Origin of the sequence: Streptomyces sp. NPDC050743, from assembly GCF_044456925.1 — a bacterium.
Classification (GTDB): domain Bacteria; phylum Actinomycetota; class Actinomycetes; order Streptomycetales; family Streptomycetaceae; genus Streptomyces.
Map to the genome: position 1 here is coordinate 19,033 of NZ_JBITGJ010000011.1, position 14,996 is coordinate 34,028.

Here is a 14,996-nt window from a genome sequence, read left to right on the forward strand (position 1 = left end):
CCGGGGTACGCGACCGCCCGCAACTCCCTGGTTGATCCGCCCGTGAGCGGAAGCGCGAACACCCCCACAGGCCCCCAACCATCTCTCATCGCAAAATGGACATAAGCCGCTCCCGCTCCCGGCGGAGACGACACCGGCGATTTCGGAGGCACAGGCGATGTCCACCAGCCCGAGCCGATGGATGACGATCGGCGACTTCCTGCTCCGGCGTCTGAAGGAGGCCGGCGTCGGCCACCTCTTCGGCGTCCCTGGTGACTTCAACCTCGAACTGCTGCAGCAGCTCCAGGACACGGGCACGCTGAAATGGGTCGGCAACTGCAGTGAGCTGAACGCGTCCTATGCAGCGGACGGCTACGCCCGGCTGAACGGCATGGGCGCGCTCCTCGTGACGAACGCCGTAGGCGCCCTGAGCGCGATCAACGGGGTAGCCGGCTCCTACAGCGAGCACGTGCCGGTGGCCTGTATCTGCGGGTCGATACCGCTCAAGTCCATCGATCGCGGCTTGGGGATGCACCACACGATGGCCGACGGCACCTGGGACCGCTTCCTCGGCGCCTACGCGCAGGTGACCGCCGCGCAGGCGCGACTGACCCCGCACAACGCGGTCACCGAGATCGACAGGCTGATCCTCACCGCGTGGCGGGAAAAGCTCCCGGTCTACATGGAGTTGCCTTCCGACATCGCCTATCTCGACATCGAGGTTCCGCAAGCCCCGCTCGAGCTCGCGCAACCGCCCAGCGACCCGGAACGGCTGCGGTCGTGCATCACCGCAATCGCAGCCCACCTGTCCGCCGCCAAGTCACCGGCGGTCCTGGTGGATCTGGACGCGGACCGGTTCGGCGTGGCAGCCGACGTCATGGGGCTGGCCGAGAAGATGCAGCTTGCCGTAGCAGTGATCAGCTCAGCCAAGGCGGTCATCGACGAAACGTTCCCCTATTACGTGGGCATCTACAACGGCCAGGCAAGCGAGCCGCACGTGCGCGCGGCGATCGAGACCAGCGACTGCCTGCTCTCCATCGGCTACCGGCCGATCGAGGTGACCACGGGCGACTTCACCGCTTCGCTGCCCGCCGACACGATCCACGCCCGCAGCCACTCGGTGGACATCGGCGATGACAACTATCAGGCGGTGACGCTCAAGGAAGTCATCCGCGGCGTACGGGACGCCGTCCCGCACGTCACGAGCCGCGCTGCACCACAGCGGGGGGCTACGGCGGCGGAGACACCCGCAGGCGGCTCCACCAACCTGACGCAGGCCGCGTACTGGCAAGCAATCCAGGGCTACCTCCGGTCCGGGGACGTGCTCCTCCTCGACAACGGCACGTCGTACGCCCTCCTCGGCCTGCACCTGCCACCGGACTGCACCTTCGTCGGATCGATCAACTGGGGCTCGATCGGCTACTCGGTCGCAGCCCTGCTCGGCACGCTGACCGCAGCACCAGACCGTCGCCACCTGCTGTTCCTGGGCGACGGCTCATTCCAGCTGACCGCCCCGGAGCTGTCGACCATCCTCCGGCACGACCACAAGCCGGTGATCTTCCTGATCAACAACGGCGGATACACCATCGAACGCGGTTACCTAGGCAAAACCGAGCAGTACAACGACATCGCCACCTGGGCCTACGCGGATCTACCGAGGGTGCTCCGCCCGGACACCACGGCGCGGTCGTTCGTTGTCAAGACCACTGCGGACCTGGCGGAGGCCCTCAGCGCGCCCAACGACACGCTGATCTTCATCGAAGCGGTCATGGATCCCTACGACGCTCCCGCCGCGGTCATGACCAGCAGCAACACCGGCGCGGACATCGACTACGGGCCTCGCGGCCCGCAGCACCGCGACAACGTACAGCTCAGGCCGGCCTGACTCCCCGGCCAACGCGAAGCGGCGGCGCGGCCGGGGGGGCAGACCGCCCGGGTGGCTTCATCTCTGCGCGGGCGCCATGCGGTACAGGCCCTTGCGGTCGTCATAGCAGGTCTTCGCGAAGCCGGAGGCGAGCGCGACCACGAAGCCCACCGCGATGCGGGCAGTTCAGTCCTGGTGGCTGTAGGTGTAGAAGCCCTGCCCGGTCTTGACGCCCAGGTGGCCTGCGTCCACGTACTTCTTCAGCAGCTCTCGCGGCCCGGTGGGCAGTGCCGGGTTCTCGGCGGCGTAGTGCTTCTCGATGTCCAGGACCACGTCCAGGCCGACCTGGTCCATCATCCGGAACGGTCCGGCCGGGGTACCCGTGTTGATCTTCCACATCTCGTCCACGTCCTGCGGCGTGGACACCCCCTCGGCGACCACTTCGAGGGCTTCGCGCTTGATGGCCGCCCAGATGCGGTTGAAGATGAAGCCGGTCGACTTCTGGTGAGCCTCGAACGCGTACACGCCGTACCGGGGCAGCTCCTTCTTGAGCAGTTCCATGATGCCCGGAGCGGTGTGGCCGTCGGACATGATGTCGATGGCGTTCTGCGCGGGCGGCATGTAGAAGTGCATGTTCAGCACCCGTTCCGGGTGCTCGACCTGGTCGATGAACTCGCTCGACGCGTAGGAGGAGGAGTTGCTGGCCAGGATCGCGTCGGGGGCCGCAGTGCGGTCGAGTTCGCCGAAGATCTCCTTCTTCAGGTCGAGGCGTTCGGGCACGGCCTCGACCACGAGCCAGGCGTCCGCGAGGGCTTCGGCCATGTCGTTGGTGACGACCACCGAGCCCGGCTTGCCGCCCTGGATCTTCGCGGCGACCTTGGGGAGGTTCTCCTCGACATAGGCGCGCGCCGCTTCGCCGGCCTGCGCGGACTTGTCGTAGATCCGGACGAGCCCGCCGCGGTCGGCGAACATCAGCGCGATCCTGCGGCCGAGGGTGCCTGCGCCGATCACCGCGACCGGACGGCTCTCGATGTTCGTGGGGAGCGCGAAGGACATGCTGGTTCCTGCTCTCGTGGCGGCAGCTGCGATTGCTGCGATGGTGAATCGCCTCGCAATCTCAGTCTCAGCGCGCGCCATGCGGTCGGAAACCGGGGAGGACCGTTCGAGGCAGAGCTCAGCCGCGGCCGGACTCGGTGGCATACGGCCTCTCCCATGTCATCCATCCGTTCCGCCGATCGGCCCATCTGCAGTCGCACCGCCGGGCGGAGCGCACTGCCATGGAAGGCACGCCCGCCGGCCAGGCCGAGGGACACGAGGAGAGCCAGATGTGGGACGAACTGCTGGCACTGACGGCCGTACCGGGGAGCGTGCTGCGGGTCGGCATCGCGGACGGCCGGATGGAAACCCTGGTCCAGGACGCGGGCTCCGCCCCGGACGGGATCGTCGTCGAGGCCGGTGTCGTCTACTGGACCACCATGGGCACGCCGACGCACGATCCGGCCAAGGGCTCCGGGGAGGCCGCCCAGGACTTCTCCCGGCGCAATGGCGGCGTGCACGCGGTGCGTCTGGACGGCAGCGGCCGCCGGGACGTGGTCGAGCCCGGAGCGATCACCACCGGTAAGCAACTGGCCTCGGACGGCGCCGGGTTCCTGTACTGGGGCGACCGTGAGGGCTGCCGGGTGAGCCGAGTCCGGACGGACGGCAGCGGCCTGTCCGACCTGGTGGTCAACCCGCCCGGCGACATCGCGCAGGAATGCGTGGGCGTGGCTGTGGACCCCGTACGCGGGCACCTCTACTGGACTCAGAAGGGCCCGGCCAAGGGCGGCCAGGGCCGTATCTTCCGCTGCGGCCTCGAGCTCCCCGCCGGGGAGAGCCCCGAGCGGCGCAGCGACATCGAACTGCTCTGGACGGGCCTGCCGGAGCCGATCGACCTGCACCTCGACGGCGACTGGCTGTACTGGACCGACCGCGGCGCTCCCCCGGCCGGAAACACCCTCAATCGGGCCCCGGTCCCGGCGGCGGGTGCCCCCGGCGGTACACCACAGATCCTGGCCGGCGGGTTCGCCGAGACGATCGGCCTGGCCGTCGACGACGACGCGGGCACCGCCTACGTGTCCGACCTCGGTGGACACATCCGCGCCGTCCCGCTGCCCGGCGGGCCGGCCGACGGGCGAGGGGAACGCGAGATCGTGTCCCTCCCCCACCCGCTGACCGGCATCGCCGGCATCAGTTGACCCGCACACCCACACGGCCGACCGGACAGCCACAGGCCCAAGGGGGCCGCAGAGCAAGGATGTGATCCGCGGCGGTCAGCGCCGTTTTCACATAGTCGAGGGACGGGATGACCGCCTTCTCGCGGACGTGCTCCGGCTCTTGGACCCCCTTCGCAGGGTCGTCCGCCACGCCCGCTCACCGTAAGCGTCCCGCAGGATGGCTTTGAGGACACGGAATAGCTGTCGACGTGCCGGCCCGTGGAGTACTCCGTCATCCTGCGCTGCCGGGGGCGCCACTGCTTCGCGCATTCCGCGACGGTCTGCTGACCGAGTTCACGCGGTCCTCGGCAACGAACGGCACTCCCCTTGAAGAACGCCCCCCGCCCACGGGCGAGCTGTCGAGCCACGCATCGAGCCTTCCGAGCAGGGCGCCGGGCGGCGCAGCAGGTCCCTGCCACGGGTGCAGGTCAGCGAGCCGGACACCGTCCGGCCTCGCCGGCAACGTGCACAGGGGTGTGCGCACGTTGCCGGCCACTGCACGGGACGCGCGTGTGGGTAGCGCTCAGAGTGCTGGTGAAGCGGCCGGAGCCCTGAACCGATCGACTCAGCCGCCGCTCTTGCGCCTGAACGACCGCTGGCTCGCAGCCGGGCCGTGCGCCGCGCGCACTTTCGACGCATTGGGGTTGGCGGCAGCATCGGCGGCGTCCGCCTGCACACCCCGCTTGCGCGCCAGGGCTTCGCGGAACTTGCGCTTGAGGTCGTAGTTGCCGTCGCTGTCCGGCGTCAGAGAGGACGTCTCCGGGTCAGCCGGCTCCGAACCTTCCGTGGATACGGGCTCTGCGGTCATGGTGACCTCCTGGGTTCGGGAGTGGGCGAGCACAGCATGTCATGCCGGGCGCGGTGCGGGGCGCCGGCAACATCATCCTGCTCCGCTGCGGCGGATATCTCTCTCATGACATTCACCGCCAGGGCAACGCCTCTCAGCCGTTGCGACGCACGAGGGCGGCCTTGCGGGCCTCGGCGAGCTTGCGGGCCTCGCCGGCCTTTCGTGACTTGCCGCCGACGCCGCGGGAGGGGTCCTTGCTGGTGCCGAGGCCGCGGAAGGGAGCGTTGGTGTTCTTGGGCCGGGGGACGGCGGGGCCGCCGTCGAGCGGGGTCCCGGAGGGAGCCTTGGCACCGGTGATCCGGCTCAACTCCGCCTCGCCCGAGCGCACCTTGGTGACGGTTGCCTCGATGCCGGCCCCGGCCAGCATGCGGCTCGTCTCGCGGCGCTGGCCCGCCGGCACGAGCGTGACCACGCTGCCGGACGCACCGGCCCGCGCGGTGCGGCCCGCCCGGTGCACATAGTCCTTGGGGTCGGTGGGCGGGTCGACGTTGACCACGAGATCGAGGTCGTCGACGTGCAGGCCACGGGCCGCGACATCGGTCGCGACCAGAACGGTGATCTGGCCGTTCTTGAACTGCGCCAGGGTCCGTGTGCGCTGTGGCTGGGACTTGCCGCTGTGCAGGGCCCCGGCGTGCACCCCGCTGGCCCGCAGGTGCCGGGTGAGCTGGTCGACGGCGTGCTTGGTGTCGAGGAACAGCAGTACGCGGCCGTCGCGGGCGGCGATCTCCGTGGTGACGGCGTAGCGGTCAGGGCCGTGGACGACCAGAACGTGGTGCTCCATCGTCGCGACCGTGCCCGCGGACGGGTCGACCGAGTGGACGACGGGGTCGTGGAGGTAGCGGCGGACCAGCTGATCGACGTCGCGATCCAGAGTGGCCGAGAACAGCATCCGCTGACCGTCGGGGTGCACCTGGTCGAGGACGTCGACAACCTGTGGCAGGAATCCCAAGTCGCACATCTGGTCAGCCTCGTCCAGCACGGTGATCCTCACCCGTCCCAGGCGGCAGGCGTTGCGCTCGATCAGGTCGTGCAGGCGTCCGGGGGTGGCAACGACCACCTCGGCTCCCTGGCGCAGCGCGGCGACCTGCCGGCCGATCGACATGCCGCCGACGACCGTGGCCATCCGCAGCCGCAGTGCCTCGGCGTACGGCGCCAGCGCCTGGGTGACCTGTTGCGCCAGCTCCCGGGTGGGCACAAGGACCAGAGCGAGGGGCTGCTTCGGTTCGGCGCGCCGCCCGGCCGTACGGGTCAGCAGCGGCAGGCCGAAGGCGAGCGTCTTGCCCGATCCGGTGCGCCCGCACCCCAGGACGTCGCGCCCCTCCAGGGCATCGGGCAGTGTGGCGGCCTGGATCGGGAAGGGCTCGCGCACCCCGAGTCCGCTCAGCGTCCGAACCACCTCCACCGGCAGTTTCAGACCGGCGAAGGATACGGCCGGGGGCAGCGCCGGGGTCGTAACCTCGGGCTGGGCGGGACCGCCGTGAGCGGTGCCGGAGTCATCGGGATGCTTCATGAACAGCCTTCCGCAGGGGAACGTACCGAGGAAGGCCCGGCAGGATTGAACAGCCCACGCACAAGCGGAACCGAACAGGCAGAATCGCCCACCGCGACGACCACGCAAACGCACAAGGCTAACACGATGCCTCGGGCCCTGACACCGATCCCCCCCCCCGCGTCGATGACGCGACGCACGGCGAGCCGGGACACTGCCCGGCCAGGTGCTCACCGCCGGGCCGTCCACCCGCCCTCGGTCCGTGCGGCTGCCCACAGTGCGATCTGGGTGCGGGAGCGCAGGCCCAGCTTGTCGCGTACCTTGTCCAGGTGCGTGGCGACCGTATGGATCGAAAGACCGAGCCGGTCCGCAATCTGGCGGTTGGTCAGCCCTTCGGCGACGAGTTCGGCCACCGTGGACTCCCGTGCGGTGAGCAGGAACCGATCGTCTGTGGCCCGGACATCACGCCGCGTTCGGTGGCCCCCGCTCCCTGCCCCGAGCGCGTACGCGACCAGCCGCTCTCCGCGCAGTCCACGAGCACCGGCGACGGCAGCCTCCCGCGCCGCCGCCGACAGCTGTGTCCGGGCACGCTCCGCCGCCTCTTCCACCCTGTGCCGCCAGGGACCCTCGGGCTCGGTGTCCAGGCGGCGCCGTGCCTGCACGCTCGCCTCGTACAGCCGCAGCGCACGCTGCATGTCGCCGCTCTCCACGGCCACGAGGGCCAGGCCCTCCACGGGGTACAGGGCATGGAAACTGGCTCCTGGAGCGATCCGCAGGACCTCGGAGAACAAGGTCTCCGCGCTGCGCAGCCGCCCCAAGGCCAGCCGTATGGCCCCCGCGGTGTGCAGCGCGGCCGCGGTACGAGGCCACGGCGCTTGCTGCCTCAGCACGGGCAGACACCGTGACATCAGGTCGTCGGCCTCCAGCTCCCCGCCGGCCTGAAGCAGCGCCCAGGCCAGGTGATGGCTGCACCAAGCAGTGTCCTGCGGCGTGCCGAAGGAGGCGACGACCTCCAGGCACTCCCTCAGATCCGCGACGGCCTCGGCGAACTCACCGCGGCACAGTCGCGCCGCCGCCCGGGCGTCCAGGGCGTTGGCCAGTCCGGCCGGGTCACGGCGCATCCGCTCGCTCTGCACCGCCTGCTCGCCCAGGCGCAGTGCCTCTTCCGGATCGGCCTGCTGACAGGCCACGCGTGCGGCGAGCGCCGGCAGCTGCCCACCCAGCGCCCGGCCCCCAGGTTCCCGCAGTAGTCCGGTGAGTAACGCACGGGCGGCCGACGGCTGCTCCTGCTGGTAGTGCACACGCGCCAGCTCCAGTGTCAGCCGCACCCGTACGGCATCGCCGTGGCCGGCGCTGCAGGCCAGCACCGAGGCGAGATTGTCCCGTTCCGCCGCGAGCGGGCTGCCGGCCTGGTCGGCGAACACCTCCCCGCGGCTCCGCCCGGCCAGCTCGGTCAGCCACGCGAGCGCCCGGTGCACGGTGGCGTGCAGCTCGCCGGATGCGCGCAGACGGTCCAGGGCGCAGACCCGGATGGCGCTCAACTGCTTGAAGCGTGTGGGCGCCGTATCTCCCGGCAGACGCACGACGAGCGACTTCGCTTCCAGGGCGCGCAGGATGCGGAAGACCTGCCGCCGGCCTATGCCGTTCCCGGCGCAGACTGTTTGCGCAGCGGTCGCGTCGAACCCGCCGACCAGGACCGAGAGGCGCCGGAAGACCGTCTGCTCGGCCGGATCCAGCAGCCGATGGCTCCAATCGACCGCTGCGGCGAGCCCGCTGTGGCGTGCGGGTCCGGTTCGGCTTCCCCCGGTCAGGAGGTCGAGCTGGGAGAACTGGTCTTCCAGCCCCGCCAGGATGTCGCTCAGCGCGAGCGCACCGACGTGGCGGGCCGCGAGTTCGACGGCGAGCGCCAGGCCGTCCAGGCGCCTGCAGATCTCGGCCACCAGGTGGCTGTTGCCGCGATGGAGTGCGAACCCCGGGGAGTTGCTCGCTGCGCGGTCGACGAAGAGCCGTACGGCCTCGGACTGTAAGAGGGCCGTCACATCGTCAACGGCGTCGGCCGGCGGCAGGGACAGCTCGCCGACCCGGAACACGGTCTCTCCGGGCACCCTCAGGGCCTCCCGGCTGGTGGCCAGGATCCGTAGACGGGGGCAGCGGCCCAGCAGGGTCGCCGCCGATCGGGCGCACTGCTCGGCCAGATGCTCGCAGTTGTCCAGGATCAGCACCCGGGGGGCGTCACCGATCGCCCGTACCAGCACGTCGACGCCGGTCCGGCCCGCTCGCTCACCCACCCCCAGCGCGGCGGCCAAAGACTGCGTCAGCAGCGCGCTGTCCTGGAGTGATGCGAGTTCCACGAGGTCGACTCGTGTGAAGCGCTTCGGTAATGCCTTGGCGAACTCCAGCACCAGCCGGGTCTTGCCCACACCGCCGGCACCGGTGAGCGTGAGGAGGCGCGAACTCCTCAGGAGAGTACGCAGGCACGACAGCTCGTGCTGCCGACCGACGAAGGAGTCGAGCGCCGGCGGCAGGACGCTCCCACCGGCAGTCGGGACCGCACCCGCGGCCTTCGAAGCCGTCCGTCGCCGCAGTGCCCGCTGCCGGCAGGCGCTGGAGCAGTATCGAGCCGGCCGACCCCCGTGCGGCCTCACGATCAGCGCCGCACCGCACACCTCACATGTTCGACTCCGGCTCATCTCCGATTCCTGGCCGCACCGCCCCGGAAGGAAACCATCGCCTTCAGCCATGTGTCTCTGCGCGATGGCCGGCACCGTGGCAGGGCCGGCCACCGCGGGCATCCGGGTGCGTCAGGGGGTGGCGGCGGGGTCGATGCCGAGTACGACGGTTCCGGTCACCCCCTTGCCGAGGTCGCCGCCTGCCTGGGTGAGGCTCAGCAGGGTCGAGGACCCGCCGTTGCGGTAGATGCCGTCCCGTGCGTTGAGCGTGCGGGTGGCCGTGTTGTTCCGGTACGGGGACAGGGCGGCGATCCTGGTGTTGTACGCCTCCGGGAAGTAGAGCTGGCCCGTATGGGACACGTGGCCGCCGTGGTACGTCCCGTTGGACACGGTGCCTCCCGCATGCGTCTTGACGTGGATGTGGAGGGCCCGGCCGACGTACCAGCCGGGGTAGACGGTGGTGAACTCCGCGACACCGGCGGAGTCGGTCAGCTGCACGCCGCGCAGGAATGTCGTGTCCGGGGTGGAACCTCCGGCGACATAACCGGAGTAGACCCCAAGCGCGTCGCAGTGCCAGATGTCGACCGCCGTCTGGGGCAGCGGGGCGCACGTCGCCGCGTCGACCACCGTCACGCGGAGGGTCAGCGGAACGCCGGCCTTCCCCTCTGTGATGTTCTTTCGGACCGTCTCCAGGTCCAGGTAGTACGGCCCCTCGGTTTGTTCGGGCGTGAGGACGCAGTCGGCGGCCGGCCGGGCCGCGGCCCGGTGCTCGGTGACAGCGGTCGCCTGCGTGGCGGCGAGACCCAGCGCGGCCACGCCGAGGGTGGCGCCGCCCAGGGTGGCTATGACGGACCTGCGGGTGGCACCTGCGGGAACGTCCGACGGCTCCAGGTCGCGCTGCGGTTCCACGGTGTTGTCGTGGGGGATGTCAGTCATGGTGCGAGCATGACGCCGGTGACGGCCCACGGGATCGCACGGACGACCCACGAAGCCACCGCGTTACGAAACCCACGGGACCGGCCTGAGCACCCTGGTGCGAAGATCAGCGGTGACAGGTCATCCATCCGCCCCGGGTGCCCAGCCGGGCGGCCCGAACAGATACCCGACCCGGTCGCGCCAGCGGCGCGCCGCGCGGACGTCGCGCCAGGCGGCCGCGAACTCGTGGAAGGCCACCCGCACCGGGTTGTAGGTGTCGATGTTCTTCGTCAGGCCGTACGCCACCCGCACGCCTTCCGGCTCGAACGTGCCGAAGAGCCGGTCCCAGACGATGAGGATGCCGCCGTAGTTGCGGTCCAGGTAGACCTCGTTGGAGCCGTGGTGGACGCGATGGTGGGAGGGCGTGTTGAAGAACCACTCCACCGGCCGCCACAGCTTGTCCACCCGCTCGGTGTGCAGGAAGAACTGGTAGACGAGGCTGAAGGCCTGCTGGAGCAGGATCATCCACGGCGGAATGCCGAGCAGTGCCAGCGGCAGCCAGAAGGGCAGCCCCGTCATCGGCGTCCAGCTCTGGCGCAGGGCGGTCGAGAGGTTGAAACGGACGCTGGAGTGGTGGACCACATGGCTCGCCCACAGCACCCGCACCCGGTGGTGGGCGCGGTGGAAGGCGTAGTACGCAAGGTCGTCGCCGAAGAACAGCAGCACCCACGTCCACGCCGAGGACGGCGACAGGTGCCAGGGGGCGACGGCGAAGAGAGCCGCGTACAGCACGATCGTCACCGCCTTCCACGGCATCGCGACGACCTGGCTGCCGGCGCCCATGGACATGCTGGTGACGGTGTCCCGCAGCTCGTAGCCGCGTTCGTCGTCGTCCGGGAGGAAGCGGTAGGACAGTGCCTCGACGACGACCAGCAGCACGAACGCCGGTATCGCGTAGACCACGGCCGGGATCATGTCAGCGCACCGCCTTCCGCGGCGTCGCGGGCACACTGCGGGACAGCAGCTCGCGCGCCAGCCGTTCGGCTGCCTCGGCCTCGCGTGCCGCGATGTGCGCCGCCAGCCGCTGATGTGCTTCGACGTCGAGGAGTTCCGCGGTCCGCAGGCCGTCCGGCACGTCGGCCACCGGGAGTGTGCCGCCCACCAGGCTGTTGAAGGCCAGCAGGTAGGCGACGTTCCCGGAACCCTCCACGATCAGCCGCCACCAGGCGACGTCCGCATCGCCGAGCTCGGTCAGATCGGGGCCGGTGCGCGCGTACCGGCACGCGGCTTCGACGATCTCCCCGGCGGTGTCCTCGGAGCACCGGATCGCGCACAGCCGGGCCGCGTCGGCGCCGATGCACGCCCGCATCTCCAGGGCGTCGCGGGCGAGGTCCTCCACCGAGGGCCCGGCGTCGGCCGCCGCGATGCCCATGGCGAGGTCGAGGCCGGCGGTGTGCCGCCAGTCCAGGACGAGCGTGCGGCCGCCGTGGCTGACCTCGACCAGCCGTGCCTGCTGAAGCCGCTTGACGGCCTCTCGGACGGCATGCCGGTTCACCCGGAACTCGGCCGCCAAGTCCCGTTCGGCGGTGAGCGCGGCACCGGCCGGCAGTTCCCCGCCGAGGATCCTGTCGCGCAGCAGCGCGAAGAGTTGGTCGGAGACCGCCTCGCGCCGGACGAGTCCATGGTTCATGGCGATCAGGGTGAACGCGACCGGCTCACTGGTCAACTGGTTGGACCAGTTTTTCTGCGGCGTTCCGCGCGCACGGATCGCCATCGGCGGACCAACCTGACGCATCCGCGATCCGGTCGGCGGACCGGGTTCCACGAGTCGATGTCGGCATCCCCGGCGAGCTGTGCCGCGAGCAGCGCGCCGTTGTATCCGGCGCCGATCGTGGGCGTACGCATCTGCTGTGGTGAGCGGTGCACGCTGCCGCCGCTTCAGCAGCAGTGAGGCCGACGACCCGACAACCGGTCGCCCCGACGACCGGCTCGCACACCGGTGCGCGTCAACCACCGTGACGGCAGAGGGGTTGGCGCGCACCACGACGCGGCCAGGCGCATGGCAGCGGAGAGTTCAGCGCGCTGACCCCGAGTTGATGGAACGCCTCACACGCGACGTGTGAGCCCTGGCGAAGGCAGACATGCCGTGGCCGTGCACCAGTTGGGGGGCTGCCGCAGCGCGGAGGGGCGGGCTGTGTGCCGTGGCCATGACGACCGGTTCCGGCGTTCGGCTCCCACGCGGGCGAAGTAGCCGATCAGATCAGGGTCGTCGACGGCGGCGGGGTTGACGACCTGCTCGACCGGAGCTCCTTGGAGGAGGCGCTTGACGGGTACTTCGAGCTTCTTGCCCGTGCGGGTGTGCGGGATCCCAGGCACTTGCAGGATCTCGTCGGGGACGTGGCGGGGTGAGGCACCGGAACGGACGGCGGCGCGGATCTTCTCGCGGAGGGTGTCGTCCAGGGTCACCCCGGGGGCCGGGACCACGAACAGCGGCATCCAGTAGCCGCCGTCCGGTTCTTCCGCGCCGATGACCAGGGCCTCGGTGATCTCGGGGAGGCGTTCGACGACGTCGTGGATGTCGGCGCTGCCCAGGCGTACGCCGTTGCGGTTCAGGGTGCTGTCGGAGCGGCCGTGGACGATCACCGAGCCGTGACCGGTGAGCGTGATCCAGTCGCCGTGCCGCCAGACGCCGGGGTAGGAGGAGAAGTAGGCGTCGCGGTAGCGGGTGCCGTCGGGGTCGTTCCAGAAGTACAGCGGCATCGACGGCATGGGGCGGGTGACCACCAGCTCGCCCACCTGGTCGGTGACCGGGGCGCCCTCGGTGTCGTACGCGGCCAGCGCCACGCCCAGGTGGGGTGCGGACAACTCCCCCGCCCAGACGGGGGGTTGGGCGCGCTGCCGGCGAAGCCGGACACCACGTCCGTGCCGCCGCTGATGGAGGCGAGCAGGGCGTGGTCGCCGACGTGGTCGCGGACCCAGGGGTAGGCGGAGGCCGGCAGGGCGGAGCCGGTGCAGCCGACCACGCGGATCGACGACAGGTCGTGCGCGGACGGGTCGATGCCGTACTTGGCCATGCCCAGCAGGTACTGGGGGCTGGTGCCGAAGACGGTCACCCGGTGGCGCGCGGCCAGCTCCCACAGGACGCCGAGCTTGGCGAAGGGCGCCGGGCTGCCGTCGTAGGTACAGGTCGTGGCACCCGTCAGCAGGGTGGAGGCGACCAGGTTCCACATCGTCCTACGAGCACAAGCTGACCGGCCTGGTCGGCGGACACCTTCCGGCCGCCGCGATGGACACCGCCAAGGACTCGGTCGGCGGCGGTCTCGCGGTCGCCGAGCAGGTCGCGAAGAACCCGCAGGCCGGGGCCCAGCAGGCCCAGGCCCTGGTCGCGGCGGTGCACGAGTCCTTCGCCCACGCCATCGCCCACACCAGCCTCATCGGCGGCATCATCATGGCCGTCGGGGCCGTGATCGTCATCGCGGTGCTGCCCGGCCGGGGGCACACCGGCAAGCACCGTCAGCAGGACGCGGCGGTGGCGGCGCAGGAAACCGAGTCGGTGGGCGCCGCCTGAGACCCACAAGACGGCGGGCCGGACTCCGTTTCGGCCCCCACCACCCCAGGACGGGCTGTGCCTGAGCGGCGCACGGCCCCGGACGGTGCCGGGAGGGGACGCCCGGCGCCGTCCCTTTTCCGCTGTCCGCTCCCGCTGCCCCGCGTTCGTCGTCCGCTGCCACACCGCACTCGGCGGCCAGCCGCCCAGCAGCCGCGTCGACGATGTCGGTGAGCGCGCTGCGGCTCAGCCGCCGGCGGCATCCTCCGCCGCTGCCGTGGCGGCCGCGTCATCGACCATGACGAGCGCACGCTTCTCCGGGACACCGGCCGCGATGAGCGTGGCGACGGCCACTCGGGTGCCGTCGTCCTCGAAAGCGCCGGTGTTGACCTCTTCCAGCAGGGCGACCGTCATCGCCTCCAGACCGGCGCTGAGCACAGCGGGGGGCAGATGGGAATGGAAGACGCCGTCGCGCTGCCCCCGCTCCAGGATGCCTGTGGCCCTGACACGGGCGGGCTTGAGGATCTCGTTGACACGTTCCACGCCCAGGTCCCGACGGGCCAGCGCCAGGAGCATCCGGTAGCGGTCACCCACGGGCCACATCGACAGGGAGAAGTGCGCGAGTGCCCGCTCGGCCTGCTCGGGCGCCGGCGGTGCGGCCGCCACGGCGGTCTGCAGGGCCTCGGCGGCTTCCTCGGCCAGCGCCTCAAGGAGCGCCGCCCGTCCGGGAAAGTGCCCGAAAAGGGTGCGCCTGACGACACCGGAGGCGCGAGCCAGCTCCTCCAGGGTGATGTCGGGGTTCCGTCCCAGCTCCTGACGCGCGGTGGCCAGGATGCGCGCCCGGTTGGACCGCGCGTTGCGTCGCTGCGGCACGCGGCCGACGGGCTGGGACACGGAAGAACCTCGATGCGGGCGGATGGACGAACGGGCGCCTTCATTCTGACACGCGAGCCCCGGCCCGATCCGTGGCCGCCTCAGCAGGGCATGGGCTTCCGTGCGGCAGCCGACTGCCGCCTGCAGGGCCGCCGCCCGGTCCGCGCACAGGGTGGCCCGCGCCGCGCCGACCCGGCCTGCCGCGTCGAGGTCGGCCATGGCCTCGGCGAAACGGTGCAGGGCCGCCCGTGCCCGGGCGCGAGCCGGCAGGGCGGTGCTGTCCTCGGGAGCGAGAAGGCCGCCCCGCACCAGTCCGACTTCGCGATGCTGACGGCTCTGACGGTGTTCCGGGCGGGCGCGTCGCCGCCATCACGGCCTCGTCGAGGACGGGCTCCGCCTCGGTGCGTCTCTCCCTTCGCACTCGCTTCTCACTCGCTCGAATTCGATTCGGCTTGCGCCGGAAGTCGGCACGGGAGCGGAAAGGCCGCGACTTCTCTCACGTCTGTCATGAGGGGTGCTCTGCGTGTTTCATAGAGGTGTGGTCTGCGGTGCGCCACGATA

The 14,996-nt window shown here is 70.7% G+C and carries 10 protein-coding genes and 2 pseudogenes; 3 read left to right on the forward strand and 9 right to left on the reverse strand.

Features of this window, described 5'->3' with window-relative positions:
• Positions 1-157 precede the first annotated feature (157 nt).
• Positions 158-1,864, forward strand: a complete 1,707-nt coding sequence (locus tag ACIBJF_RS14215; protein WP_399173990.1) for an alpha-keto acid decarboxylase family protein — start codon at positions 158-160, stop codon at positions 1,862-1,864.
• Positions 1,865-2,029: 165 nt separating this feature from the next.
• Here ACIBJF_RS14215 and ACIBJF_RS14220 read toward each other — a convergent pair whose 3' ends face one another.
• On the reverse strand, positions 2,030-2,899 hold the full coding sequence (locus tag ACIBJF_RS14220) for a 3-hydroxyacyl-CoA dehydrogenase family protein (protein WP_399173991.1): 870 nt from the start codon (positions 2,897-2,899) through the stop codon (positions 2,030-2,032).
• A gap of 221 nt (positions 2,900-3,120) precedes the next feature.
• Here ACIBJF_RS14220 and ACIBJF_RS14225 point away from each other — a divergent pair, with 221 nt between their 5' ends.
• Positions 3,121-4,077, forward strand: a complete 957-nt coding sequence (locus ACIBJF_RS14225) for a hypothetical protein (protein WP_399173992.1) — start codon at positions 3,121-3,123, stop codon at positions 4,075-4,077.
• A gap of 583 nt (positions 4,078-4,660) precedes the next feature.
• On the opposite strand, the gene ACIBJF_RS14230 is transcribed toward ACIBJF_RS14225, so the two are convergent.
• The 7 genes and pseudogenes from ACIBJF_RS14230 to ACIBJF_RS14260 form a co-directional block, all read right to left on the reverse strand.
• On the reverse strand, positions 4,661-4,903 hold the full coding sequence (locus tag ACIBJF_RS14230) for a DUF5302 domain-containing protein (protein ID WP_399173993.1): 243 nt from the start codon (positions 4,901-4,903) through the stop codon (positions 4,661-4,663).
• 133 nt (positions 4,904-5,036) lie between these two features.
• Positions 5,037-6,452, reverse strand: coding sequence for a DEAD/DEAH box helicase (locus tag ACIBJF_RS14235; protein ID WP_399173994.1), 1,416 nt, complete (start codon positions 6,450-6,452; stop codon positions 5,037-5,039).
• A 209-nt stretch (positions 6,453-6,661) separates the two neighbouring features.
• Positions 6,662-9,223, reverse strand: coding sequence for an ATP-binding protein (locus ACIBJF_RS14240; RefSeq protein WP_399173995.1), 2,562 nt, complete (start codon positions 9,221-9,223; stop codon positions 6,662-6,664).
• Between the two features lie 9 nt (positions 9,224-9,232).
• Entirely contained in the window at positions 9,233-10,036 is an 804-nt protein-coding gene (locus ACIBJF_RS14245; protein WP_399173996.1) for an intradiol ring-cleavage dioxygenase, read from the reverse strand.
• Positions 10,037-10,156: 120 nt separating this feature from the next.
• Positions 10,157-10,990, reverse strand: a complete 834-nt coding sequence (locus ACIBJF_RS14250) for a sterol desaturase family protein (RefSeq protein ID WP_399173997.1) — start codon at positions 10,988-10,990, stop codon at positions 10,157-10,159.
• Between the two features lies 1 nt (position 10,991).
• Positions 10,992-11,789, reverse strand: coding sequence for a FadR/GntR family transcriptional regulator (locus tag ACIBJF_RS14255; protein ID WP_399173998.1), 798 nt, complete (start codon positions 11,787-11,789; stop codon positions 10,992-10,994).
• Positions 11,790-12,223: 434 nt separating this feature from the next.
• A pseudogene (locus tag ACIBJF_RS14260) lies at positions 12,224-13,245 on the reverse strand (AMP-binding protein); the annotation flags it as partial.
• On the opposite strand from ACIBJF_RS14260, the pseudogene ACIBJF_RS14265 reads away from it, so the two are divergent.
• Positions 13,245-13,583 (forward strand): annotated as a pseudogene (locus tag ACIBJF_RS14265) (MFS transporter); the annotation flags it as partial. The pseudogenes ACIBJF_RS14260 and ACIBJF_RS14265 overlap by 1 nt on opposite strands.
• A gap of 225 nt (positions 13,584-13,808) precedes the next feature.
• Here the strand turns inward: ACIBJF_RS14265 and ACIBJF_RS14270 are convergent.
• A complete protein-coding gene (locus tag ACIBJF_RS14270; protein WP_399173999.1) occupies positions 13,809-14,456 on the reverse strand; it encodes a TetR family transcriptional regulator in 648 nt (215 codons plus the stop codon).
• Between the last annotated feature and the right edge of the window lie 540 nt (positions 14,457-14,996).

Coding starts and splice junctions, on each gene's coding strand:
- ACIBJF_RS14215 (WP_399173990.1), top strand. CDS start 158: ATGTCCACCAGCCCGAGCCGATGGATGACGATCGGCGACTTCCTGCTC.
- ACIBJF_RS14220 (WP_399173991.1), bottom strand. CDS start 2,899: ATGTCCTTCGCGCTCCCCACGAACATCGAGAGCCGTCCGGTCGCGGTG.
- ACIBJF_RS14225 (WP_399173992.1), top strand. CDS start 3,121: ATGGAAGGCACGCCCGCCGGCCAGGCCGAGGGACACGAGGAGAGCCAG.
- ACIBJF_RS14230 (WP_399173993.1), bottom strand. CDS start 4,903: ATGACCGCAGAGCCCGTATCCACGGAAGGTTCGGAGCCGGCTGACCCG.
- ACIBJF_RS14235 (WP_399173994.1), bottom strand. CDS start 6,452: ATGAAGCATCCCGATGACTCCGGCACCGCTCACGGCGGTCCCGCCCAG.
- ACIBJF_RS14240 (WP_399173995.1), bottom strand. CDS start 9,223: ATGCCCGCGGTGGCCGGCCCTGCCACGGTGCCGGCCATCGCGCAGAGA.
- ACIBJF_RS14245 (WP_399173996.1), bottom strand. CDS start 10,036: ATGACTGACATCCCCCACGACAACACCGTGGAACCGCAGCGCGACCTG.
- ACIBJF_RS14250 (WP_399173997.1), bottom strand. CDS start 10,990: ATGATCCCGGCCGTGGTCTACGCGATACCGGCGTTCGTGCTGCTGGTC.
- ACIBJF_RS14255 (WP_399173998.1), bottom strand. CDS start 11,789: ATGGCGATCCGTGCGCGCGGAACGCCGCAGAAAAACTGGTCCAACCAG.